We start from the raw sequence: 21,868 nt of genomic DNA on the forward strand, positions 1-21,868 counted from the left end.
GACGTCAGTGTCTCTGGCAAACGCGATCTGGCGTTTGAACTCGCTTCAATCGCCGTTGACCGAAGCAATTTCTTAAAAGCAAGAGCCGTGCCAGTTCGACAAGCCAGGAACTAATAGTTTGATATCGAATGATAAAAATACGAACGAGCGTAATTGCCCAGCAAAACAGCTATTGTAGAATCTGCTGAATTATTGTGCGCTGCACACAGCCGGCTCGGCCGCTCTGCCCAAACAAGCAGCGGCCGAACCATCAGTTGTCAGCGCCAGATGCGGTCGCGCCGCCCTCTGCACGCACAGGAAACGCCTCGACATAGGCCTCAATCGCGGCAGGATCGAAAACATGGCCGTCCATGAAGCGATCCTCAGCGGATGCGCCCTCGATCCTGATATCGGCTTCCGCCGGTGCCGCATCGGCCCCGAGCGCAAGCCGATAAAGGTCAGGGCGATAGGCCGAAGCTGCCGCCGTCGTCGCTTCCGGGCCCAAGTCGGCCTGTCCCCAGCGCGCCATCTGGCTGTAGATCCAGAGTGCATGGCTGGGGCGGGGATAGTTGGCGAAGTTGCGGTGGAAGACGAAATAGTCGTCGATGACCCGACGCTGTCCTTGAGCGTCGATGGTGAACTCACCGGAAAGCACGCGGCGGATGATTTCGACCGGGGCGCCGACATAGCGCTGGTCGGCGAGCGCTTCGGACAAGGCGTCGCGATTTTGCGGATCGTCGCACCAACGGGCGGCAGCATCCAGCGCCACGATCAACCGCGAAACCGTTTCTGGATTGGCTTCGGCCCACTCGGGGCGCATGCCGATGACCTTTTCGGGCGCCGACGGCCAGATATCCTGCTTGGCGGCGACAATACGTCCGACGCCGCGCTCGGATGCAACCATGTTCCAGGGCGCGCCGACGCAGAAACCATCGATCGCGCCGGCTTCGAGCGCGTCTGTTGTCATCGGCGGCGGCACGACGACAAGCTTGACGTCACGATCCGGATCAACGCCGCCGGCAGCCAGCCAGTACCGGAATTCGTAATTGTGCGAGGAGAACGGATAGGTGACGCCCAAGGTCGGCGGCGCATCGCCATTCGCTTTCATGCGACCAAGTACGGCGGCGAACGCTTGCGCATTGGCAAGCGCGTTCTCGGCGCCTTCAAGCCCCCCCTCCTCCACCATACGGGCAAAGAGCCGATTGGACAGCGTGATGGCATTACCGCCACGCCCGAGCGAGAAGGGCGTGATCGTCGGCGAAGGATTGGAGCCAAGCCCAAGCATGGCCGCAACCGGCATGGGGGAAAGCATGTGGGCAATATCGAACTGGCGGAACGCCAAACGGTCGCGGACATTGGCCCAGGAGACATCCTTGACCAGATCGAGTGTCAGACCTTCGCTGCGGGCAAAACCGAACTCGCAAGCGGCGATCAGGACCGATGCATCGACGAGCGGGATGAAGCCGGCACGAAGCGTGCGGGCGCCCTCGCTGCGCATCTTTTGCGGCGCCGGTAAACCATGACCGGACGAGGTGAGGCCGCTGCCGATATCGCCGAGATTGGCCATGCTGTTCACTCCACCTACTCCTTGCGACAAAGCCGGTACGCGGCGCCCGCCATCACATCAGCAGGCCGGCGGCCGTCACCACGCTTTGCGCGATTTCAGACATCTTCTTCTTTTCGTTCATCGCCGTCTGCCGCAGCAGGGCAAAGGCTTCCTCTTCCGAGAGACCACGGATCTTCATCAGAATGCCCTTGGCGCGCTCGATGACCTTGCGCTCCTCGAGCGCGGACCTGGCATCGGCCAGTTCCCGTTGCAATCGGCTGAAGGCGTTGAAACGACTGACGGCCATGTCGAGGATCGGCTTGACGCGCTCCTTCTTGAGACCATCGACGATATAGGCGGACACGCCTGCCTCGACCGCTGCCTCGATCGAAGCGGTGTCGGAGCGATCCACGAACATCGCGATCGGCCGCCCCACCGTGCGCGTCAGCTGGAACAGATGCTCCATCATATCGCGATTGGGGTTTTCGATATCGATGACGATGACATCGGGCCTAAGACTGTCGATGACGCGCGCGACACCCTGCACCTCATGGATGACAGTCACCTTGCGATGCCCGGCCTCATGCAATCCTTCCTCGATGATCGAGGCACGAATGGCGTTCTCGTCGATGACGAGAATGGTGAGGTCGCGGTTTGTCATGAGGCGATCATGATGCAGCGCAGCAAATTCCGCAACAGAATTGCCTATTTTCTTAACAAATTCTTCGTTGCTTATTTTTTAATCGATTCCGCAGCATTTGCAAGGTCGGAACTTTGCTCCAGACAGCGCTTCCTGACCCGAAGCCGCAAACTTCTTTAGATTGCTCGCAAGACCATAAAATCCGGCAAGATCACGGGGCATTCTGCGATCGACTGGCCTCTCAGTAGTCAGGTAGTGGCGAGGCGCCATGCAATTGCTGCCAAGTCTGATCTTCGCCGATATGATGCCCGCAGGGCATAGGCCAGAATTGCAGTAATACCCCCCGAGCAATCGCGAGCACGGAGCGTCGGAATCTCGCTTAGTCAATCGTCTTCAAGACAGACAAGCTAGGAGAACAGCGATGACTATCACCATTACCGCATTTGAACGATCGCCCGATCGCGGCAGGGGCATGGCGCGTGACATGCGCGTTCGCTGGGCGCTCGAAGAAGTGGGCCAGCCTTACGACGTTCGTCTTGTTTCGTTCAAAACGATGAAGGAACCCGCGCATTTAGCGCTTCATCCTTTCGGACAGATCCCGACCTATGAAGAAGGCGATCTAGCCCTGTTCGAGTCCGGGGCCATCGTGTTCCATATCGCCGAACGCCGTTCGGGCCTGCTGCCACACGATGCGAATGCCCGGGCACGCGCGATCACATGGATGTTTGCCGCGCTCAACACGATGGAGCCGCCGATCGTGGATCGCGAAATCGCCAGGTATCTGGAAGGCGATGAGACCTGGTACGAGCAGCGGATGTCTGCCGTCGAGGGCCGCATCCGTAAACGGCTGAGCGAACTTTCCGGGAGGCTTGGCAATGCCGATTGGCTCGACGGCGAGTTCAGCGCCGGTGACCTTCTTATGGTGACGGTGCTGCGCAGATTGGCAGGATCAGGCATATTGGACGAATATCCGAACCTCGCCGCCTATATCACCCGCGGCGAAGCGCGACCCGCCTACCAGCGTGCTTTCGACGCTCAATTAGCGGTTTTCACCGCTGCATCAACAGGCCGATAAAGGTCCGCTACGATGGGCGTTCCAGACGGAAATCTTTACCGGCCGCCTTCAGCCGGAGCATTTGCGTGAACATGGACGCAACGGCGGAAAACGATTGAACACACGGCAGGCTTCCAGGTGACGGTATGTTGGAAACCGCTCCGATGGCCCATCTCGCCACCAACTGCCTGTCTCAGGGCTAGCCTATCTCTTCAGGAATGAAGCCGCCGGTCTGGCGTTTCCACAGACGGGCAAACAGGCCATCCTGTTCAACCAGTTCTTCCGGCCTGCCTTCTTCCACGATGCGCCCCTGATCGAGTACGATTATCCGGTCCATCATGGCGATGGTCGAAAGGCGATGTGCTATGGCAATCACCGTCTTTCCCTCCATCACCAGGTTGAGTTTTTCTTGGATGGCAGCCTCAGATTCGCTGTCGAGAGCGGAGGTCGCTTCGTCCAGCACGAGGATCGGCGCATCCTTCAGCAGAACGCGGGCGATCGCCACGCGCTGCCGTTGACCGCCCGAGAGCTTGATGCCGCGGTCGCCGACGAAGGCGCAATAGCCCTTACGGCCTTCGCCATCAGCAAGATCGGCGATGAACACATCGGCCCTTGCCGTTTTGGCCGCCTCTTCGACCTCTTCCTGCGTCGCCTCCGGTCGGCCGTAACGGATATTGTCGCCGACCGAACGGTGCAGTAGCGCGACGTCTTGCGCGATGACCCCGATGTTGCGGCGAAGACTTGTCTGTGTGACATCGCGGATGTCCTGCCCGTCGATCAGGATCGCGCCTTCGTTGATGTCGTAGAAGCGCAGCAGCAGGCTCACCAGCGTGGTCTTGCCGGCCCCGGAGAGGCCGACCAGCCCCACCTTCTCCCCCGGCCGCATCGTCAGCGATAGGTTGGCGATGACGGGCTTGCCGGACTTGTATGCGAAGCAGACGTCTTGGAAGCGGATCTCGCCGTTGTTGACCACGAGGGTCGTCGCGTCAGGCCGATCTGTTATGGTCGGCGGCGTCGTCATCACGGGCATCGCATCCTTGATCGTCCCGATCGCCTGGAAGATCTGCTGGCCCATCTGCAGGAAGGTGAAGGTGTGCCCGGACAGCCTTTGGAGGATATAGACCGCCCCGACGAACTCGCCGACCGTGAGAAAGGCGTTGACGAGGCCCGAAAAACCAATCGAAAGCATCGCCAGCCAAAGTGCCATGTTCAGCGCCACGACAATGAGTTCGGACGTGCGATAGATGCGCTGTTCCCTGTGCTGCGTCTGTATGGTTTTGTGAATGATGCGACGGATCGCGCCGGCCTCGCTGTCTTCGGCAGCGAACTGCTTGATCATTTGCATGTTGGTGTAAAGGTCGGTGATGGCGCCTGACACCAAGCTTCGCTGCTTGGCAGTGCTGCGCGAGCGTTCCACGAAAATCGGCGCCATCTTGACGGCGAGTGCCACATTGAGCCCTATCCAGACGATGACGGGCAAGGCGAGCTGCCAGGATAGGGCGCTCAGCAAAACGACGGAACCGACCATCTGCAGCAGGAAACGTGGAATGGACTGGAAGGCGGCGATGATCTGCTGCTGAACGGCGGATGATACTTGTGACAGGCGCGAAGCGACCTGTCCGGCAAAAAGATCGTGGAAAAACGCCAGATCCTGCCGCTCGACCGCCTTGTGACCCTGCCATTGGATTGCGGCCGGCATGCCGACGCCGAGCGTATGCGAGTTGAGTGTGTTCAATAGAAACGAGGCGACCGGCATGGCCGGAAAGATCAGCAGCCCGAGAAAAGTCAGGAGGGGCCATTCGCTGTGCAAGAAGGCGGATGCACCGTTCTGCGATACGCCATCGACGATGACAGAAAGCCCCCAGACGATAGTCAGGTTGATGGCCTCAATCGCCATGGAGGAAAGCGCGAGCGCGATCAGCACGCCACGGAACATTGATATGAAATGCAGAAGGACGGTTGCGGGCCCCTTGGACGGCAGCGGTCGGTAAGGAATATCCAGGGGTCGGATCAAGGTTTCGAACGGACGGTAGATCGCATCTGAAATCGACATGGGCCACTCGGTCAAATAGCGGATGGGAAAGTCAGCGACGCAGATCGCACCTTACCACCCTCTTCCTGCAATCTTAATTAGAATATTTTGGTAAAATTCGGGACTTTTGCAACTACTGGGAGGGAGCGAAGACCTCGTATATGTGTTCCCAGACCCGGCGTCTTTACCAACCACGCACGGTTGCCGAAAAGCGACCGCGGGCATATGTGCTCGCGATCGCATCCGTGTACTGAGGCATCCCAGTGTTCCGGCAAATCACCAGAACGCTGGGATGCCATTCTCTTAAAGCTGACGTACCGGCAGTTACGCGGCCGCTTCCCGCTTGGGCAGCACCCAGTTCGCGCGCGGAAAATGGCAGGTGTAGCCGTTAGGATAGCGCTCCAGGTAGTCCTGGTGCTCCGGTTCCGCTTCCCAGAAATCTCCGGCCTGCTCGACTGACGTCACGGCTTTTCCTGGCCAAAGTCCCGACGCGTCGACGTCGGCGATGGTGTCTTCAGCTATTCTTCTTTGCTCATCGCCAAGAACGTAGATCGCAGATCGGTACGAACTGCCGATGTCGTTGCCCTGCCGGTCGACCGTCGTTGGGTCGTGAATCTGGAAGAAATACTCCAGAATCCGGCGATAGCTGATCGTCTCGGGGTCAAACACGATCTCAATACCTTCGGCGTGGGTGCCGTGATTGCGATAGGTCGCATTCGGTACATCGCCGCCGGTATAACCCACCCGGGTCTTGATGACGCCGGGCAACGCTCGGATTAGATCCTGCATGCCCCAGAAGCAGCCACCGGCCAAAACAGCTTTCTCGGTCATTTGATAGTCTCCACTTGGTTGAGATAGGCACCATAGCCCTCGGCCTGCATTTCGCCGAGCGGAATGAACCGCAGTGCCGCGGAGTTGATGCAATAACGCAATCCACCCCGATCTGCCGGACCGTCGGTGAACACGTGGCCGAGGTGACTATCGGCATGAGCTGAGCGCACTTCGGTGCGGATCATGCCATGAGTACCATCAGACAATTCGCGAACATTTGCATGTACGATCGGCTTCGTAAAACTCGGCCAGCCGCAACCGGATTCGAACTTGTCGGCAGAGGCAAACAGAGGTTCGCCTGAAACGATGTCGACGTAGATGCCCGGTTCCTTGTTGTCATTGTACGACCCGGTAAAGGGCCGTTCCGTCGCATTTTTCTGGGTCACTTGGTACTGAATCGACGTCAGCCTGGCGATCGCGTCATCGGTCTTCGTGTACTTCAAAGCCATTACTCCTATTGGACTTGCTGCCAGAATATGGCGCTGGGTCGGCGATTTTCCCAATAGAGGGCGTGCATAGATTCAATAGCGATGCCATGCGGCGTTTCAGCGCCTCAGGCCCAATCGTGACGGGCTGCCATCTGGGCGATCTTGCGCATCTCAAGTGGCGTGCCGGAACCGGAAACGGATGCCAATACCACCTCTCGTTCCAATGACATGCCTTCGATCCTGCGGGTCACTATCCCCTCAACCACGACCGAACGCTCGGGCATAATGCAGATCGCGCGGCCTTCCGCCACCAGTTGCTGGACCCAGTCCTCACGATCGGCACTGAAACGTGGCTGCATCACCGCGTTGTGGTTCATCAGGTGCTCTGTCATCTGGGTATGGAACTCGCAAGCGAGCCGGTCGACATATGGATACGAGGCGAGGGCCTTGACGCTGACGACGTCATTTTCAGCAAGTGGGTGCCCATCAGCGCAGGCGAGGAGAAATCGCTCACGAAACAGCGGCACGATGTTGAGCTTGGGGTTGAAACGCGGCGCTTCCGGAAGGATGCAGGCATGATACTTGCCCGACAGCACCTCCAGCGCACCCTCGCCGGCCGACAACTGATGCATGTTGAGGTTTACGGCAGGGAGTTGGCTGAGCACTTTGTCAAAGAATGCCGTGAACTTGGCGGGGCCGATCGTCGGGGCAACGGCAATGTCGAGAATACGGCGGCGGCCGTGGACCGTGCTTTCTGAATGTTCGCGCACGTTTCGAAGAGCGAGTTCCACCCGCATGAATTCAGCCTGGACGTCGCGACCAAGCGCCGTCAGGCGGCTGTCCTTGCCATCGCGGTAGATCAGTGGACTGCCCAGTTCTTCTTCGAGGCGCTGAATTGCGCGCGTCAAGCTCGGTTGCGACACGCCGCTTCGACGCGCGGCTTCCGTGAAGTTCAACGTTTCAGCCAGATTGAGGAAGTATCCGACCTGATTGATATCCATGTCTGATGCTCCACGTTGGTTGCCTGGCTGCAGTCGCAAAGTTGGCGCGCTTGTCACCCGCGAGAACGCAGCTTGCCGCAACGCTTGGCTCAGGTGAAGGGCACGAGCAGAATGGGTCCGGAACGAATCCGGGTAGCCGGTCGTCGCTGCTCATATAGACTGCGCACGTCCCAGCAGCGAAGGAGCATTCCTATGGCTTTCAGTTCGCAACGGCTTCAATTTGCCGGCCATTCCGGAGCAACTCTTGCCGCCCGGCTCGACTTCCCCAGCGGGCCCCTGCGCGCCTACGCTCTGTTTGCCCATTGTTTCACCTGTTCCAAGGACCTGGCGTCGGCGCGCCGGATCGCAGCGGAACTGGCCCGAGAGGGTATCGCTGTCCTACGTTTCGACTTCACGGGGTTGGGATCGAGTGAAGGCGAATTCGCATCGACGAATTTCTCCTCGAATGTTGCCGACCTTGTCTCGGCGGCCGACTATCTACGTCATCACTTCCAGGCACCCTCGTTGCTGGTCGGTCATTCGCTCGGCGGGGCCGCAGTGCTCGCGGCGGCCAAGGACATTGCTGAAGTCCGCGCGGTTGCAACGATTGGCGCACCGGCCGATGTCGGCCACGTGTTGAAGAACTTGGGCGCGAGCCTCAAGGAGATCGAGACGTCCGGTTCGGCGGAAGTGGATCTCGCCGGACGCAAGTTTCTCGTCAACATGCAATTTGTCGAGGATGCGCGTGCGCACCGCATCAAGGACGCCGTCGCGTCGCTGAAAAAGCCGCTGCTCATTTTGCATAGCCCCTTGGACGAAACCGTCGGCATCGAGAACGCTACCGAAATCTTCGGCGCAGCCAGACATCCCAAAAGCTTCATATCGCTGGACAAGGCAGACCACCTGCTCACAAATCTTGAGGACGCGGCCTTTGCCGGACGGGTCATTTCAGGATGGATGACGCGCTATCTCGCTGCCGATACGCCGCAAGGCGCGGAGCCGGTAGAGCATGTGCGGGTGACGGAGACAGGCGGCGGCAAATTTCAGAACACCGCCCAGGCCGGCAGCCATCGTCTTTTCGCCGATGAACCCAAGGCAATGGGCGGCCTCGATTCCGGCCCGTCACCCTATGACTTCCTGTCCATGGCGCTCGGCGCCTGCACGTCGATGACGCTGCGCCAATACGCCGAATACAAGAATCTGCCGCTCGGACGCATCGGCGTTGATGTCTCCCACACGAAGATCCATGCCAGGGATTGTGTGGAATGCACGGAATCTGAGCGCAGCACTGGCGGCAGGATTGATCGCTTCGAACGCGTCATATCAATCGACGGCGAGGTCTCAGAGGAGCTTCGAGGCAAGATCGCTGAAATCGCCGACAAATGTCCGGTCCATCGTACGCTGGAGGGTGTCGCAAGGATAGAAACGGTCGTGAAAGCGCCGTTGCGATAACCGCTCTCGATAGAGGCGCCGCCGCAATCCGCCTGCGCGGATACAAATGATTACAGAAACGCCCCTAGGCAGACATATCCGGTATACGCGATCGCAGGAAGATGGGTTCGTTGGCATCAGATACAAACGCTTGAGAAATCAAGGTTACGTCTACATGCGCAACGAATACCAGTGTTCCAGGTGCGTTATCGATCTGTGTCAAGGCGTCGAGACTTGCCTGCAGGCCATGTGGTTTGACGGTAAATGGTCGGGGCAAGCAGTACCTGGAACACTGGCCGCGGATTGGGCGCCAATATCAAAGCAAGGCACGTGAAATGTCCGGCATCATCAACCTTTTCCTTGCCTTCTGCGTCGCCGCAGCGGCCTCCCTGTTTTACTCGGGCGATTTCAAGAGGGCACCGTTCGTGCCAATCAGTCGGTCCAGTGCCGGTCTCCTCGCCACAACTGAGGCACACGGAACGCTCGCTCCGCCTTTTCATTTCGAGGATCTCGATGAGGAGTTCTCACCCAGAACCCCGCGCCTCTAGCTAACAAGCACCGGCTGCGATCGATCTCGACCACCCCTTCCTCCTATACGCTGCCTCCCTTGCTGGCCTCAGGTCTCGTTCTATCGCCCCTGTGCGCACGAGTGGCGGAGTATGTTGACGCTACCTTCGAAGGTGCCACCACCTTGATTGGCGCATTGGATCCGTGATCAGGCTGTCAGAAAAGACCGACGGATTGGGCCGGTGCCTTCCTCATCGCGACGATGTGCAGCGATGAATAATTTCGAGAAGGCGGTCACAAGACCGCTCGACATATTGCTGAGGACACGTGGCAACGCCCAAAAGCAGACCGGGTTTCGCGAAGGCCGGCGACGCGTGCCATACCGACAAGGGTGCCGGTGCCAGGCCGAACGGTAGCGTTTCGCGCACGATGGAAACATCCGGCGCGCCATCGGGGAGGCGCAACAGAACGGCCAGACCCGCCGTATCAACGATTATCCCGTCTGCGCGCGCCTCCAGACACCGCAGCAATGCGTCTCGGCGTGCCGTGTATGCGCGTTTCGTGCGCCGCAGATGCCGCAAGAAATGCCCCTCGCAAATAAACTCCGCGGTGGCGAGTTGTACGGATGGCCCGGGCGGAGGCGCCAAACATGCCGCCACCTCGGCGAAGCGGGCTTCCAGAGACCGCGGCACGAGGACAAAGCCGAGGCGCAATGTCGGACTTATGGTCTTGCTGAACGAGCCGATATGGATGACCCGGCCTGCACGATCAATCGAGGCGAGTGCCGGCGCGGCGCGGCCTGTCAGTTGCAACTCGCCCAAATAATCATCCTCGATTACCCAAGCTCCCGCCTGATCCGCCCAATCAAGAAGATGCAGCCGTCGCCCGAGCGAAAGCGTCATTCCAGTTGGAGCCTGCTGTCCAGGTGTCACAACGACTAGCCCCGCGTCCGGAGCGATGCGAAGGCCGTAGTCGACATCGATGCCGTCGGCGTCAACCGGGACAGGGACAGGCAACAATCTCGCCAACTCAAGCCCGCGCCGCGTGAACGGAAATCCAGGATCCTCCATCCATGCCTTGCGTCCTTCGAGCCCAAGCGCGTGGAGGGTCAATCCAAGGCCGCTGGCAAAACCGCAAGTGATGAGGATCTGAGAGGGCAAACACTCGATCCCGCGCGCAATGGCAAGATAGGCGGCGATCTCTCGCCGCAGCTCGAGTTCGCCGCGTGGGTCCGGATACATCGCCGGTGCGCTCGCCTCGGCGCGCACACTTTGGGACCGGATCCTGGCGAAGAGTTTTGCGGGAAAGGTCTCCTTCGCCGGCACGCCCATCTGGAAGATTGCCGGGCCCGCGATCATCTCCTGATACCGCTCCATGAAGGAGCCAGGCTCCGGTGGGGAATCCTGTCGCCGGGATAGGATCGGTCGCTCCGTTACACGCGTTCCCGTTGCGCGAGATGCAACGATAAGCTGAGCCGCCGCCAGTTTATCGTAGGCCAGCCGAACGGTGCCACGGGCGACGCCAAGTTGGGCCGCCAAGTCTATCCAGGAGGGTAGGCGCGCGCCTGATGCCAATACGCCACTGTCGATCGCGGCAGTGATGCCCATGCAGATCTGGTCCGCCAGCGGGGTCTTCGCAGTGCGATCAATCTGCAGCTCAAGCGGTTTAGCCATTCCGTCCCGTGGTACAAGATTTTCGTGCGTTCCTGGTGCTTAATACAGGACCAGTCGAGGGGTATTTATAGCGAGTAGATGAACAGGCCACAAAGGAGAAATGTCATCATGAATGCACGATCCATCATCGGTGCAGCCTGCGCCGCAGTCGCCATGGCCGTTGCGATGCCCGTCGCCGCGCATGATCCCCTCGAAACAGTTACGCCGGCCTTCGAGCAGAATATTCCGAACATTCCCGGCAAGTCGGTTCGCGCCGTGGTCGTCGATTACGGTCCAGGCGGAGCGTCACTGCCACATGTCCATGCAAAATCGGCGTTCATTTTTGCCTATGTTCTGTCGGGAGAAATCGAGTCACAGGTGAACGATGAGCCCAAGAGGACCTATCGTCCCGGCGAAAGCTTCTACGAGACCCCTGGCTCCAGCCACCTCGTAAGCCGCAACGCGAGCAAGACCGAACCCGCGAAGCTTCTGGCTGTCTTTGTCGTCGACACCGACGACAAGGAACTGACCACCACAGCCAAAGCAAAGGAATGAACCGATGTCAGCCCGTCTGGACTATAACCAAATCGCTCCTGCCGGCGCGAAAGCGCTGGGCGGTGTCTACGGTTACGTCATGCAAAGCGGCCTCCCATCCGTTTTGCTCGAGCTGGTCTATCTGCGTGTTTCCCAGATCAACAACTGTGCCTATTGTCTCGACATGCACACGCGGGATCTTTTGAAGAAGGGGCAGCAGATCGAGAAGATCGCGTTGCTTCAAGCCTGGCGGGAAGCCGGCCCTCTCTTCGACGAGCGCGAGCGTGCGGCGCTCGCATGGGCCGAAACAGTGACGCGCGTGGCAGAGACGGGTGTGCCTAGTGACGCCTATGACGCTGTCAGCGCCGTCTTCAGCGAACGCGAACGCGTCGATCTCACGATCGCGATCAGCCTCATGAACGCCTACAATCGGATGGCCATAAGCTTCAGGAATGTGCCCCACGCGGCGATTGGCAGATAGCCTCGAAACAGCGCTCGCGGTGGAGCCCGGGCTGTTTCACTGTGAGCAGCGCGCTCGTCACTGCACTAACATCGAGAGGAAAACACATGCCGGATGTCTCAAAGACCTTCTCAGGAAAGGCATGGCGCGTCCATCAGTTCGGGCCGCCAGATGTAATGCAGTTGGAGCGCGTGGACACTCCAGAGCCAGGGATGAACGAGGTCATCGTCAAGGTCCATGCGGCTGGTGTTGGCCCTTGGGATGGGTGGATTCGCGCCGGCAACAGCGCCCTGCCCCAGCCTCTCCCGCTCATTCTCGGTTCGGACATCTCAGGCGAGGTCGTCGCGGTCGGCGCTGGGGTCCCGCGGTTCAAGGCTGGAGATGATGTCTATGGCGTCACCAACAAGCGCTTTTGTGGTGGATACGCGCAATACGCAGTCGCCAGTGCTTCCATGCTCGATCACAAACCAGTGCTGATTGACCACGTCGCTGCGGCATCGCTGCCCGTGATCGCGGTGACAGCATGGCAGGCACTTTTCGATCAGGCTGGTTTGGAAAGGGGCCAAACTGTGCTGATCCACGGTTCGGCGGGAAACGTCGGCGCCTATGCCGTGCAATTCGCCAGAGAAGCGGGCCTTCGGACAGTGTGCACCGCCGCGTCAGGTGACATCGAAAGCGTTGTTGCTCTCGGTGGCGAAACGGTCATCGACTATACAAAAACCAGATTTGAGGACGAAATTCGCGATGTCGATGCCGTCATCGATCTGGTGGGCGGAGAAACCCAAACGCGATCGTTCCGGGTGCTGAAAAAGGGAGGGCGATTGATTTCGGCCGTTTCGGTTCCGGACCAGGCTCTGGCCGCACAGCACCAGGTCCTGTCCAAATTTTTTCTCGTCGACGTATCGACCGAAAGCCTTGCCCGCATCTCCTCTCTCGTCTCCCGAGGTGCCCTCCGGATGAATGTCGGGGCGACATTACGGTTTGAGCAAGCGAAGGACGCGCACTTGATGCTCGAAGGCGAGCTGCCGAGACCGAAGGGAAAAATCGTCCTGGCAATGGGTGAAGCCAACTGACGAAAATCGCGCCAGGCTACCGGAGAAATGGAATGATGGGTCGCTTCAACAGGCCCTTCTTCCGTGGAACACACGGATCGCCAGAACGACCCCGGCGATCAGTATCGCAACGCCGGCGCCTTCCAAAACCGTCGGTATTCGAGCATGGACAATGAGCCCACCAATGACGCCGAAGGCCGTTTCTGAAACGATCAATTGAGCCGCCAGCGCGACCGGCAGGCTGCGCGCGGCCACATTCCAGGTCCAGACGCCGCCAACTGTCGCCACCAGAGCGAGCGACACACCCCACAGGTACAATGGTGCAGCGGTGCCCCATCCGAAACCAAGCTTGGGAAGCTGGAACAGCCCCATCGCTGCGCCAATCGGGTAGAAAACCAGCATCAAAATGCCGCCGCCGATGAGGATGAGAGCCGACCACACACCTGAAGGCATGCCCGGTCTGGCGGCCAGTGCTGCCTGGTTAGCAATGGCAAACCATACCCACAACACGACGGCTGCGATAGAAAGTGGAACCCCAATCCAGAGTGAACGCACAGAATCCAATCCGACCTCGGTGAACGCGGCGCTGTTGACAAGAACAAGACCGAACAACACCAGCATGAGCGGCATCATCAAAAATCGCCACGGCAGGGATCCCTGCCGCCGATTGCCGATGAGGGCCAGAACGATCGGGACAAGTCCGAGGAATGCGGGCGCAATCACCGGCCCGGCATAGATGGCCGCGCCCGTAACCGTGAGGAAATAGCCGACATAGCCGATGAAGGCGAGCCACGTGGCGATGAGCCAGTTGCCGGGGGTAAGGTACTGCGCCACCCCCTTGGTGATCACCAAGATATACACGCCAACCACCGCCGAAACGACATGGCGGATCAGAGCAAAATCGAAGGTAGAGTAATCGCCGATGACGAACGGCACGATGAAGTTGAGGGAAAAGGCGAATGCGGCAAAAATCGCCGCGAAAACGCCGATATAAAACTGCCTGTCCATAACTGGCCCCGATCTGCCAAGCCAAGCGAGGCGGTCCCGCCGTCTGCTCGTTCCATGGCCAATGTTTCTCTATGCTACACAGCGATAGAGCCTTCGCGCTTCCCTTGATCTAAGACGTTCGTTCGAGGGCACTGCCGGGCGTCGACGTTGTCGCCCGTGTGCCCTCAATGGTGGTCAGTTGGCCAGGTAGCGGTCGGCGGGTTTGTTCGTAGACAGATTGTCGGCCATCGCCTGGCGGGCAGCCTCGAAGGTGTCCCACTGGCCGACATCGTGAAGGCTGGGGATCGTAACGAATTCGTTGCGGGCGAGACCCATGAGCGCGGCGTCGACCAAGGCATCGGCCGGCATGACGATTTCCTGGGGCAAGTGCTGCACGGGCAAGCCGGCGATATCCCAGAAGTCGGTCGCAGTGGCGCCTGGCAACACGACCTGCACATGAACGTTGCTGTCGGCGAGCTCCTGACGCAGGCTCTGGCTGAAGGCGAGAACAAAGGCCTTCGTGCCGCCGTAGACGCCATTCAGTCTCTCAGGTGCAACCGCCACGATCGAAGCGATATTGATGATGGTGCCCCTGTTCCGCTCGACGAAGGCAGGCTGCGGCATAGGTGAGGCGCATCAGAGCGTCGACGTTGAGTGCGATCATCGCGCTCATGGCGTGAGCGTTAGATTGGAGCAGAGGCGCAGTTGCGCCGACGCCGGCATTATTGACCAGCATGGTTATCCGCGGATCACCGGCGATCTGCGCCGCGACCCGCGCCACATCGTCCGCGACCGTCAGGTCGGCCGTGACCGTTTCAACCGTGCGGCCCGTCTGCTCGTGAATGGTTGCAGCAGCTCGCCGCAGCCGATCGCCGTTTCGCGCGACGAGGATCAGATCATAACCCTTCCGAGCCAGGCGATCAGCGTAAAGCGCACCGATACCGCTCGATGCACCGGTAATGACAGCTTTTCCCAACGTCTCTTGCATCGTCGTTCCTCTCTGATTGTGGTGAAAGCAGGCCGTCATCGCTGGCGAGCTTCGGTCTCTGCTCATGCCCTTTAGATTAGGCTGGACACCCAGCGACCGGTACTGAGGGGAAATGAGAGCCAGCCTCTCGTTTCGTAGTCTCGGGTCAGACAAGGCGCCGATATCGCGGCGCCAACTCGCCATTCACGAGATCATCGAGCAGCGTCTTGCGCGCGTGTTCGTACCGCGCCCATTGGCTTGCCTTCGCCAGAGAGGGAATGGTCAGCGGCTCGCGACGGTCGAATCCGACCAATGCGGCATCCACCACGTCGGCGGCACTCATCATTCCGGGCAGAAGTTCGGCTTCACATCCCGCAAATGGCCAGACATCGGTGCGGATTGCGGCGGTCAGAACCAATTGTACATAAACGCCGTGATGTCCCAGTTCGTGTTGCATCGTGCGGGCCAGGGCGATCAGGAAGGCCTTGCTCGCGCCATAGACGCCGGTTGCAGTTTCGGGTGCGATGCCGACGGCCGACGCCACGTTGATAATCGCACCGTGGCGCCGAAGGGCCATGCTCCGGGCGGCGGCCGCCGAAATGCGCGTGTATGCCCTCACATTCGTGCCAATCAGGCGGTCGAGATCTGCCGCAGAAGCTTCGGCCAGTGACTTGCCGGGAGGCAGGCCGAGATTATTGACGACGACGTCAAAGCCGGTTCCTCGCGCGAAACTGGCTTCCACGTCATCCAGGCCGCGATCGGTGCAAAGGTTTGGAGTGATGATCTCGACCGCCGCATCGGTTTCGGCTTGCAGAATACGCGCAAGCGCGGCTGGTCGATCAGCACCATTTGCAAGCATCACAACATCGTATCCGCGGCGCGCCAGCCGATCGGCATAAAGGAGACCGATCGCGCATGACGCGTAGGTCACAAGGGCCTTCGGGTGCGTTCGCGACATGACATTTCGTCCTTTCGCGACCGGTGTATGTCATTCCGCCCCGTTTGGGACTTGCCGACATCAAGAGGCTGCCTCTCGCATTCTTGCTCTACCGGCCGCGGGCGTGGCGCTCAATTCTTATGCCAGGTCCTGAGCGCGTCGCTGACGACAAGCAGGCTGATTGAGCCACTATTTCCGAGCCTTCTGGGAGAAAGACATGCACATACATCTGAAACGGAAAATCGCATTCGCCCTGTCGATGGGCGTCGTGACGACGGGGATCATCTCCTTCTCGCTTCTCGCCTTCAATCTGGGCTTTTCGAATGGATTTGTCCTGACGTGGCTGCGTTCCTGGGGGATCGGCTACGTGATCGTCATTCCCGCAATCCTCCTGATCGGCCCTCGCCTTCAGGCGCAAGTCGATCGCCTGGTCTACTGATCTGACGCTACATTGAGGAAACTGACATGCCAAAATCATCCATTCGGACGTTGTTTGCAGCCGCCGCGGTGCTTTGCTCGGCCATCGCACCGGCAAGCGCCGAAGACACCCGGCAACCAAAGGCCAACATCGACTTCCTGAAGATCGATGCAGACATCACGCTTAGAAGAATGGTGGTGCACAACCCGAGACCGAAAGGGACCGTTCTCTTCCTGCATGGGTTTCCGGAGACCCTCTATGCCTGGAAAGATGTTTCGCTCGCCCTTGGCAATGACTACGAGGTTCATGCTTTCGACTGGCCAGGCTACGGCCTCTCATCAAGGCCAGCGGTCGACAGATTTTCCTATGCACCCAAGGACTACGCGCGCGTCTTGAACGAATACGTGGCGAAGGCGGATATCGACACATCGAAGCTGACGATCTACGCAACCGACATCGGAGCCCTGCCGGCGCTTCTCCTGGCGTTGGAAAACCCTGATATCGCCAGGACGATCATTGTCGGTGACTTCGCTCCCTTCAACAGGCCCCAATACATGTACGAGAGCCTGCAAAGCCTGAAGGTGGCGGGAGCGACCGGTCAGGCGCGTGCCCAGCTGAACAAGAATCGCGCGGATATCCTCGAGAACGCCTTCAGACGAGGCCTGCCCAAGGAAGCGCAGTTCGAGGTTTCGCAGGAATTCAAGGACGACATGGCCAACGGCTGGAACCACGGCGCTATGACGACGGCAGACGCTTTCTCATACTACTATTCTCACTTCACGCGGGACCAGGACTATTTTGAATCGCAATTGGCCCGGTTCAAAACACCCGTAAATGTGGTTTGGGGTGAGAACGACCTCTACATCAAGAAGGAAATGGGGCTCGAACTCGCCTCAAGGCTCCCCGCAAAACTCAATCTTCTTGCCGGCGTTGGGCATTACCCTCATCTGCAGAGCCCGAAGCAAACGATCGAAGAGGTTCGAGCTTCATTTCGGTGACGGGGCGTAGCTATCAGGCGGCCGATCCATACTCGCTGCAAGTCGTCCGAAGCCGCGGCAGGGCCCAGTCGATGAAGGCGCGCACCTTAAGTGCGAGAAGCCCTTGACGCGAATAAACGATGTGGATCGGTTTCGCCTCGCCGCCATAACCTTGCAGGATCGGCACAAGCGCACCGGTGGAGAGCTCCTCCGGTACCTGGTAGTCGAAGACCCGGGCGATGCCCACGCCACCTAACGCGGCGGCAACACAATTTGCCGCCGTGTTGACTTCGAGCCGGGTGATCGGAAGAGCTTCGATCAGTTTACCGTCGACGTCAAATCCCCAGAAGAACGAGCGGTTGTTGAACATGATGCCGTCATGCTTCGGCAGGTCGCTCGGATGCTCAGGCACGCCATGCCGCTTGAGATAAGCTGGACTGGCAACCGTCAGAAGGCGAAACTCGCCAGCCTTGACTGCGTAAAGAGAGCTGTCGGCAAGTTCCCCGAGACGAATGGCAACATCCACCTGCTCGTTGACGAGATTGACTGAGCGGTCCAACGACAAGATGTTCAAGGAGACTTCCGGGTGCTTGTCCATGAAGTCCAATGCAATCGGCAGCACGTAGCGGCTTCCGAACTCCACCGGCATCGTGATCGTCAACGTTCCGCGCGGTGTTTGATATTCACCCGAGGCGCGTCGCTCGGCCTCCTCCAGGTCCGCCACGATCTTCCGCGCCGCTTCGACATAATCACGACCGGCATCAGTCAGTTGCAGGTTTCGGCTTGTGCGAATGATTAGGTTTGCACCGAGGTGCCGCTCGAGATCAGCGACTTTGCGGCTGACACTCGGCAAGGGAGCATTCAGCTTGCGGCTGCCAGCCGACAAACTTCCGGCGTCGACCACCGCAAGCAGTACCCGCATAGCATCAAGTCGATCCATTGGACCCCGCGGCTAGAGCATCCCGCTTTCAAGTGGCATCACCGAAAGCGGATAAGATGCTCTAGATTCAAAGTGCTAGAGCGTCCTTTGTGCGTTCATCTGAACGCACAAAGGACGCTCTAGAGTTTGCCCATAGGTACTGCATTCGTCCGAAGGTGACTACAGCGCCGCGCGTCTTATTAGACGCGCAAAGATCGCTGTAGCACTTTGAATTACCACATGTTTCCTTAAATCGAATAGGATTTAAGGAAACATGCAGTAGGGATTGCAGCCGGCCATCGGCCCTGACCGGACGTCTGGAAGCAACACACCTCGTGGAGGGGCAGTCGAATCCTTAGCTCTTCTCGACCTGTTCCGCGAGCCGTCGAAGCCCTGGCAGATCGCAGAGAAGCAGCTTCTGTCGTCCGCCCTGCACCAGTCCCCGTCCCTCCCACGCGCTGAGAATGCGCGAGACAGTGTGGAGCGTCGTTCCGGTCATTTCGGCAATGTCCTGGCGGGATATGGGAAAGTCGATGCGCACCCCGAGCTCTTCGCGTTTTCCGGCCTGTTCGGCCAAGCGCAGAACTGCGTGCGCGACGCGGCGTTCGACCTCCTCGGTCGACATCTCACGGATGCGGGTATGGGCCTCGTCGAGCCGCTGACCGATCGTGTGCATCGCATTGATGGCCAGATGCGGATTGCTCTCGACGAAAACATTCCAGAGTTCGGTCGGCCAGGCGAGGACGAGGCTTTCCGTTGCCGTCATCGCCGTGCCCGGATAGTCGCTGCGCTGCAGCGCGCGGGCAAAGCCGAACAGATCGCCCGGATTGACGACACGGACGATGATCTGCTGGCCGTCGCGGGTGACCTGGGTGACCTTAAGGCGTCCGTGCAGGAGCAGGTAGAACGAATCCGCCGCAGCCCCCTGCTCGAAGACGGCCTCATTCTGGGGCACGCGCCGCACGGTCGCGTGCGCCAGGAGCTTGTCCAGCTCCTGATCGCTCATCTTCTGAAACAGCGGGAGTGATTTGACGAGTGTTCGGTCCAGTGCAGCCACGTCGTTTCCTGTCTCCTGCGGATCGGCGATGCGGCTGCTATATCACGTGCGATAGGGAGGAAGAAGCGGACAACACCCTTTCGCCGCCCTTAAGCGGCGATAATCAAGGCCCCGCGCTGTTACACCGCACCGGGAAAACGGCGCTCGAAGGCGTACAGCATGTCCGCATACCAACGATCGTCGCGAACCAGGCGGAAGCCGAGATTGTCCGGCGGCACGCCGACCGCGCAACCGCCGCTCTTCGGATCGCGAATGAAAAAGCTCATCGACGCACGGTGCTTGCCGTCGACGACGTAGATGCCGCAGGCTGGCGATATCTTTAGCACCTCACCATCCGCATCGATCGTGACGCGACGGTGGCAGGTCTGCGTCCATTCCCAGACATTGCCGTCGAGATCGGCGACGCCGAATTCGTTCTCGCCGAACGTGCCCGACGGTTGCGGCATTGGGTTCTTCGACTTCTGCCGTGTCGATTCGCGCTCGTAGTCGGCAAGCCATCTCAGCGCCGGGTTGTCCTTGCTGCCGTCAATGCCGAGCGCGTCGTCGGGAAATTTCCGGCCGGCCGCAAAGGCCCATTGCCGATCGGTCGGCAAACGCCAGACCTGCCCCGTCTTTTCCGTCAGCCAGGCGGCATAATTGCTGGCGTCGGTGTAGTTGACGCCGGTCATCGGCGTATCATTGCCGAGGCTTGCCGCCGGCTCACCCTTTTCGCAAGCGCCGTCTTCGACGCATCGCTGATAGTCCGTGCGGCTAACCTGGTACTTCATGATCCTGAACGGTTTCGCGAGCGTCGCATCAACCAGCGGTGCATCGACGGCAAAGCCATTCTTGATGAAGTGGCCTTCGGCCCGGTATTCCATGCGGCGCGGCTCGATCGTCACTGTCACTGGCGCTTCGATGCGGGTGTCGACCGTTGCGTCGAGGTCATCCAGCAGCCCGACCTTGGCCGAAAGCACCCCGCCGATGGCAACCAGCAGCAAGGCTGGAACGGCGACGGAAAACACCGAAACCGAATTCTTGTGACGTCTATCGCGCATGTTCTTCCCCTTCTATTGGCATGCGCCGACGGATCCGGCGCATGCCCTTGTCGCTGCCTCACGCTGCCCAAAGACCTCTTCGGGCAACGCGGCCGATTGTCATGTCGGGGCTACATCGAAGCCGGCTTGACGACCGAGGTCATCAGATCGTCGTTCCACTCGCCGGTGACCTTGAAGTGTCCGGCCGCGCCCAGTTCGAAGGCCTCGATCAGGTTGTGGTTGACGTAGGCATAGATGCCCGGCTGCCGGAATGTGTAGAAGGCCGCGCCGGCGGTGCCGCCCGGAATGAACCAGGTTTCCTGATCGAGCTCGGGCGGATTACGGAATTTGCCGGTTGCCCAGACATAGTCGCCGTGTCCACCGATCAGGTGTGGCCGTGTATCGCGGTTGGCCTGGGAGTGGATGACGAGCACATGTTCGCCAACGGCCGCTGTCAGCGCCTTCTCGCCGGTCAGCGCTCCGACCGCGCCATTGAAGACGACGTGGGTCGGGGTCAGCGTGCGCATCACCTTGACGGTATCTTCATAGGCTTCGCCGGGCGTTTCGTATTTCTTGTAGTTGCCGGCTTCGTCGCGCGGGATGTAGAAATCCTGCTCGCCCACGTAGTAGACCTTGTCATAGGTCAGCGGCTGTCCCTTCTCATCCTTAAGCCCGTCACGCGGCAGCACCATGATGGCGCCGTTCATGCCCGACGTGACGTGCCAGGGCACCATGCCTTCCGGCGCGCAATGGTAGACGAAGACGCCAGGCTTGGTCGCCTTGAAGCGCAAGGTCGTCTCCTCGCCGGGATTGACCTGCGTCAGGCCGCCACCGCCCAAGGCCCCCGTTGCTGCGTGAAAGTCGATATTGTGCAGCAGCGTGTTGGTGGCGGGGTTGATCAATCTGAGTTCGACATAGTCGTTCTCGTGGACGACCATCAGCGGACCGGGAACCGAGCCATTGAAGGTCATGGCGTGCACTTCGGTGCCGTCGCCGTCAATGACCAGCTTCTTTTCTTCGATGGTCATGGTGAACTCAACCACGCGCGGGCCGGTCTTGGCGACCTGATCGTGAGCATGAACGAAGGGCGGAGCGACGAGGTCGACCTTGACCCGTTCCAGTGTCGCAATGTCGACCGGCGCCGTGTCCGCTGCCGCGGGAGCGGCGGCCGTTGCGGCCTGGGTCGAGGTCGCCGTCAGGATCGGCGTCAGCGCGCCAGCGAAGGCGGCGCCGGCCAGAATCGTCCGGCGAGTCATCTGCAGCTGTTCTGTCATCATTGCTCTCCTTGGGCATGACCGCGCGACCGGAGTGGCCGTCCGAAAATCATGCCGAAATTCAACGTGTTACGGTGTCCTCTGCCGTCCCTGGCGGGCTCACCTCAGGTTTTGACCACCGGTTTTTCAGTAGTCATGCCTCAAGTAGAACCGAGAGCGAATGACGTCTTTGTCTTGGAACAAATCGCCC

At 59.6% G+C, this 21,868-nt stretch carries 21 protein-coding genes and 1 pseudogene; 8 read left to right on the top strand and 14 right to left on the bottom strand.

Annotation, left to right across the window (positions count from 1 at the left end):
- Positions 1 to 250: 250 nt before the first annotated feature.
- Both ASD02_RS22230 and ASD02_RS22235 read right to left on the bottom strand, forming a co-directional pair.
- A complete protein-coding gene (locus ASD02_RS22230; RefSeq protein WP_113567374.1) occupies positions 251 to 1,546 on the bottom strand; it encodes a CmpA/NrtA family ABC transporter substrate-binding protein in 1,296 nt (431 codons plus the stop codon).
- A 52-nt stretch (positions 1,547 to 1,598) separates the two neighbouring features.
- Positions 1,599 to 2,186: an ANTAR domain-containing response regulator gene (locus tag ASD02_RS22235; protein ID WP_025430178.1), complete on the bottom strand. Its 588-nt coding sequence runs from the start codon at positions 2,184 to 2,186 to the stop codon at positions 1,599 to 1,601.
- A gap of 400 nt (positions 2,187 to 2,586) precedes the next feature.
- Between ASD02_RS22235 and ASD02_RS22240 the strand changes: the two genes are divergently transcribed.
- On the top strand, positions 2,587 to 3,240 hold the full coding sequence (locus tag ASD02_RS22240) for a glutathione S-transferase family protein (protein WP_057220028.1): 654 nt from the start codon (positions 2,587 to 2,589) through the stop codon (positions 3,238 to 3,240).
- Between the two features lie 178 nt (positions 3,241 to 3,418).
- On the opposite strand, the gene ASD02_RS22245 is transcribed toward ASD02_RS22240, so the two are convergent.
- From ASD02_RS22245 to ASD02_RS22260, 4 genes are all read right to left on the bottom strand, one after another.
- Positions 3,419 to 5,272: an ABC transporter ATP-binding protein gene (locus ASD02_RS22245; RefSeq protein WP_057220029.1), complete on the bottom strand. Its 1,854-nt coding sequence runs from the start codon at positions 5,270 to 5,272 to the stop codon at positions 3,419 to 3,421.
- A gap of 303 nt (positions 5,273 to 5,575) precedes the next feature.
- Positions 5,576 to 6,082 (bottom strand): peptide-methionine (S)-S-oxide reductase MsrA, encoded by a 507-nt coding sequence (gene msrA, locus ASD02_RS22250; protein WP_057220030.1) that lies wholly within the window; start codon positions 6,080 to 6,082, stop codon positions 5,576 to 5,578.
- Entirely contained in the window at positions 6,079 to 6,525 is a 447-nt protein-coding gene (msrB, locus tag ASD02_RS22255; protein ID WP_057220082.1) for a peptide-methionine (R)-S-oxide reductase MsrB, read from the bottom strand. Before msrB ends, msrA begins: the two co-directional genes overlap by 4 nt.
- 110 nt (positions 6,526 to 6,635) lie before the next feature.
- Positions 6,636 to 7,511: a LysR family transcriptional regulator gene (locus ASD02_RS22260; RefSeq protein ID WP_082555591.1), complete on the bottom strand. Its 876-nt coding sequence runs from the start codon at positions 7,509 to 7,511 to the stop codon at positions 6,636 to 6,638.
- 192 nt (positions 7,512 to 7,703) lie between these two features.
- Here ASD02_RS22260 and ASD02_RS22265 point away from each other — a divergent pair, with 192 nt between their 5' ends.
- Both ASD02_RS22265 and ASD02_RS22270 read left to right on the top strand, forming a co-directional pair.
- Positions 7,704 to 8,942: a bifunctional alpha/beta hydrolase/OsmC family protein gene (locus ASD02_RS22265; RefSeq protein WP_057220031.1), complete on the top strand. Its 1,239-nt coding sequence runs from the start codon at positions 7,704 to 7,706 to the stop codon at positions 8,940 to 8,942.
- 314 nt (positions 8,943 to 9,256) lie between these two features.
- Positions 9,257 to 9,469: a hypothetical protein gene (locus tag ASD02_RS22270; RefSeq protein ID WP_025430185.1), complete on the top strand. Its 213-nt coding sequence runs from the start codon at positions 9,257 to 9,259 to the stop codon at positions 9,467 to 9,469.
- A gap of 210 nt (positions 9,470 to 9,679) precedes the next feature.
- Here the strand turns inward: ASD02_RS22270 and ASD02_RS22275 are convergent, their stop codons facing one another.
- The gene (locus ASD02_RS22275) at positions 9,680 to 11,101 is read right to left on the bottom strand and encodes a PLP-dependent aminotransferase family protein (protein WP_057220032.1); all 1,422 of its coding nucleotides are present in this window, start codon (positions 11,099 to 11,101) and stop codon (positions 9,680 to 9,682) included.
- 108 nt (positions 11,102 to 11,209) lie between these two features.
- Between ASD02_RS22275 and ASD02_RS22280 the strand changes: the two genes are divergently transcribed.
- The 3 genes from ASD02_RS22280 (at position 11,210) to ASD02_RS22290 (ending at position 13,147) form a co-directional block, all read left to right on the top strand.
- The gene (locus ASD02_RS22280) at positions 11,210 to 11,635 is read left to right on the top strand and encodes a cupin domain-containing protein (RefSeq protein ID WP_057220033.1); all 426 of its coding nucleotides are present in this window, start codon (positions 11,210 to 11,212) and stop codon (positions 11,633 to 11,635) included.
- 4 nt (positions 11,636 to 11,639) lie between these two features.
- Complete coding sequence (locus tag ASD02_RS22285; RefSeq protein ID WP_025430188.1) at positions 11,640 to 12,095, top strand: carboxymuconolactone decarboxylase family protein; 456 nt, start codon at positions 11,640 to 11,642, stop codon at positions 12,093 to 12,095.
- 86 nt (positions 12,096 to 12,181) lie between these two features.
- The gene (locus tag ASD02_RS22290) at positions 12,182 to 13,147 is read left to right on the top strand and encodes an NADP-dependent oxidoreductase (RefSeq protein WP_057220034.1); all 966 of its coding nucleotides are present in this window, start codon (positions 12,182 to 12,184) and stop codon (positions 13,145 to 13,147) included.
- Between the two features lie 45 nt (positions 13,148 to 13,192).
- On the opposite strand, the gene ASD02_RS22295 is transcribed toward ASD02_RS22290, so the two are convergent.
- The 3 genes and pseudogenes from ASD02_RS22295 to ASD02_RS22305 form a co-directional block, all read right to left on the bottom strand.
- Positions 13,193 to 14,134, bottom strand: coding sequence for a DMT family transporter (locus ASD02_RS22295; RefSeq protein ID WP_025430190.1), 942 nt, complete (start codon positions 14,132 to 14,134; stop codon positions 13,193 to 13,195).
- 174 nt (positions 14,135 to 14,308) lie between these two features.
- Positions 14,309 to 15,101, bottom strand: a pseudogene (locus ASD02_RS22300) (SDR family oxidoreductase).
- Between the two features lie 145 nt (positions 15,102 to 15,246).
- On the bottom strand, positions 15,247 to 16,038 hold the full coding sequence (locus ASD02_RS22305; RefSeq protein ID WP_057220035.1) for an SDR family NAD(P)-dependent oxidoreductase: 792 nt from the start codon (positions 16,036 to 16,038) through the stop codon (positions 15,247 to 15,249).
- A 196-nt stretch (positions 16,039 to 16,234) separates the two neighbouring features.
- Here ASD02_RS22305 and ASD02_RS22310 point away from each other — a divergent pair, with 196 nt between their 5' ends.
- Both ASD02_RS22310 and ASD02_RS22315 read left to right on the top strand, forming a co-directional pair.
- A complete protein-coding gene (locus tag ASD02_RS22310; RefSeq protein WP_025430193.1) occupies positions 16,235 to 16,456 on the top strand; it encodes a DUF2798 domain-containing protein in 222 nt (73 codons plus the stop codon).
- Between the two features lie 26 nt (positions 16,457 to 16,482).
- Positions 16,483 to 17,433 (top strand): alpha/beta hydrolase, encoded by a 951-nt coding sequence (locus tag ASD02_RS22315; RefSeq protein ID WP_057220036.1) that lies wholly within the window; start codon positions 16,483 to 16,485, stop codon positions 17,431 to 17,433.
- 13 nt (positions 17,434 to 17,446) lie between these two features.
- Here ASD02_RS22315 and ASD02_RS22320 read toward each other — a convergent pair whose 3' ends face one another.
- The 4 genes from ASD02_RS22320 to nirK all read right to left on the bottom strand — a co-directional run bounded on the left by ASD02_RS22320 (position 17,447) and on the right by nirK (position 21,678).
- Complete coding sequence (locus tag ASD02_RS22320) at positions 17,447 to 18,352, bottom strand: LysR family transcriptional regulator (RefSeq protein ID WP_057207225.1); 906 nt, start codon at positions 18,350 to 18,352, stop codon at positions 17,447 to 17,449.
- Positions 18,353 to 18,686: 334 nt separating this feature from the next.
- Positions 18,687 to 19,388 (bottom strand): Crp/Fnr family transcriptional regulator, encoded by a 702-nt coding sequence (locus tag ASD02_RS22325; protein WP_025430196.1) that lies wholly within the window; start codon positions 19,386 to 19,388, stop codon positions 18,687 to 18,689.
- Positions 19,389 to 19,507: 119 nt separating this feature from the next.
- Positions 19,508 to 20,425: an SUMF1/EgtB/PvdO family nonheme iron enzyme gene (locus ASD02_RS22330; RefSeq protein WP_057220037.1), complete on the bottom strand. Its 918-nt coding sequence runs from the start codon at positions 20,423 to 20,425 to the stop codon at positions 19,508 to 19,510.
- Positions 20,426 to 20,535: 110 nt separating this feature from the next.
- Positions 20,536 to 21,678, bottom strand: a complete 1,143-nt coding sequence (nirK, locus tag ASD02_RS22335; RefSeq protein ID WP_057207332.1) for a copper-containing nitrite reductase — start codon at positions 21,676 to 21,678, stop codon at positions 20,536 to 20,538.
- Positions 21,679 to 21,868 lie beyond the last annotated feature (190 nt).

The organism is Ensifer sp. Root1252 (assembly GCF_001425885.1).
GTDB classification, from domain to species: Bacteria; Pseudomonadota; Alphaproteobacteria; order Rhizobiales; family Rhizobiaceae; genus Ensifer; species Ensifer canadensis.

Coding starts and splice junctions, on each gene's coding strand:
- ASD02_RS22230 (WP_113567374.1), bottom strand. CDS start 1,546: ATGGCCAATCTCGGCGATATCGGCAGCGGCCTCACCTCGTCCGGTCAT.
- ASD02_RS22235 (WP_025430178.1), bottom strand. CDS start 2,186: ATGACAAACCGCGACCTCACCATTCTCGTCATCGACGAGAACGCCATT.
- ASD02_RS22240 (WP_057220028.1), top strand. CDS start 2,587: ATGACTATCACCATTACCGCATTTGAACGATCGCCCGATCGCGGCAGG.
- ASD02_RS22245 (WP_057220029.1), bottom strand. CDS start 5,272: ATGTCGATTTCAGATGCGATCTACCGTCCGTTCGAAACCTTGATCCGA.
- msrA (WP_057220030.1), bottom strand. CDS start 6,082: ATGACCGAGAAAGCTGTTTTGGCCGGTGGCTGCTTCTGGGGCATGCAG.
- ASD02_RS22260 (WP_082555591.1), bottom strand. CDS start 7,511: ATGGATATCAATCAGGTCGGATACTTCCTCAATCTGGCTGAAACGTTG.
- ASD02_RS22265 (WP_057220031.1), top strand. CDS start 7,704: ATGGCTTTCAGTTCGCAACGGCTTCAATTTGCCGGCCATTCCGGAGCA.
- ASD02_RS22270 (WP_025430185.1), top strand. CDS start 9,257: ATGTCCGGCATCATCAACCTTTTCCTTGCCTTCTGCGTCGCCGCAGCG.
- ASD02_RS22275 (WP_057220032.1), bottom strand. CDS start 11,101: ATGGCTAAACCGCTTGAGCTGCAGATTGATCGCACTGCGAAGACCCCG.
- ASD02_RS22280 (WP_057220033.1), top strand. CDS start 11,210: ATGAATGCACGATCCATCATCGGTGCAGCCTGCGCCGCAGTCGCCATG.
- ASD02_RS22285 (WP_025430188.1), top strand. CDS start 11,640: ATGTCAGCCCGTCTGGACTATAACCAAATCGCTCCTGCCGGCGCGAAA.
- ASD02_RS22290 (WP_057220034.1), top strand. CDS start 12,182: ATGCCGGATGTCTCAAAGACCTTCTCAGGAAAGGCATGGCGCGTCCAT.
- ASD02_RS22295 (WP_025430190.1), bottom strand. CDS start 14,134: ATGGACAGGCAGTTTTATATCGGCGTTTTCGCGGCGATTTTTGCCGCA.
- ASD02_RS22305 (WP_057220035.1), bottom strand. CDS start 16,038: ATGTCGCGAACGCACCCGAAGGCCCTTGTGACCTACGCGTCATGCGCG.
- ASD02_RS22310 (WP_025430193.1), top strand. CDS start 16,235: ATGCACATACATCTGAAACGGAAAATCGCATTCGCCCTGTCGATGGGC.
- ASD02_RS22315 (WP_057220036.1), top strand. CDS start 16,483: ATGCCAAAATCATCCATTCGGACGTTGTTTGCAGCCGCCGCGGTGCTT.
- ASD02_RS22320 (WP_057207225.1), bottom strand. CDS start 18,352: ATGGATCGACTTGATGCTATGCGGGTACTGCTTGCGGTGGTCGACGCC.
- ASD02_RS22330 (WP_057220037.1), bottom strand. CDS start 20,425: ATGCGCGATAGACGTCACAAGAATTCGGTTTCGGTGTTTTCCGTCGCC.
- nirK (WP_057207332.1), bottom strand. CDS start 21,678: ATGACAGAACAGCTGCAGATGACTCGCCGGACGATTCTGGCCGGCGCC.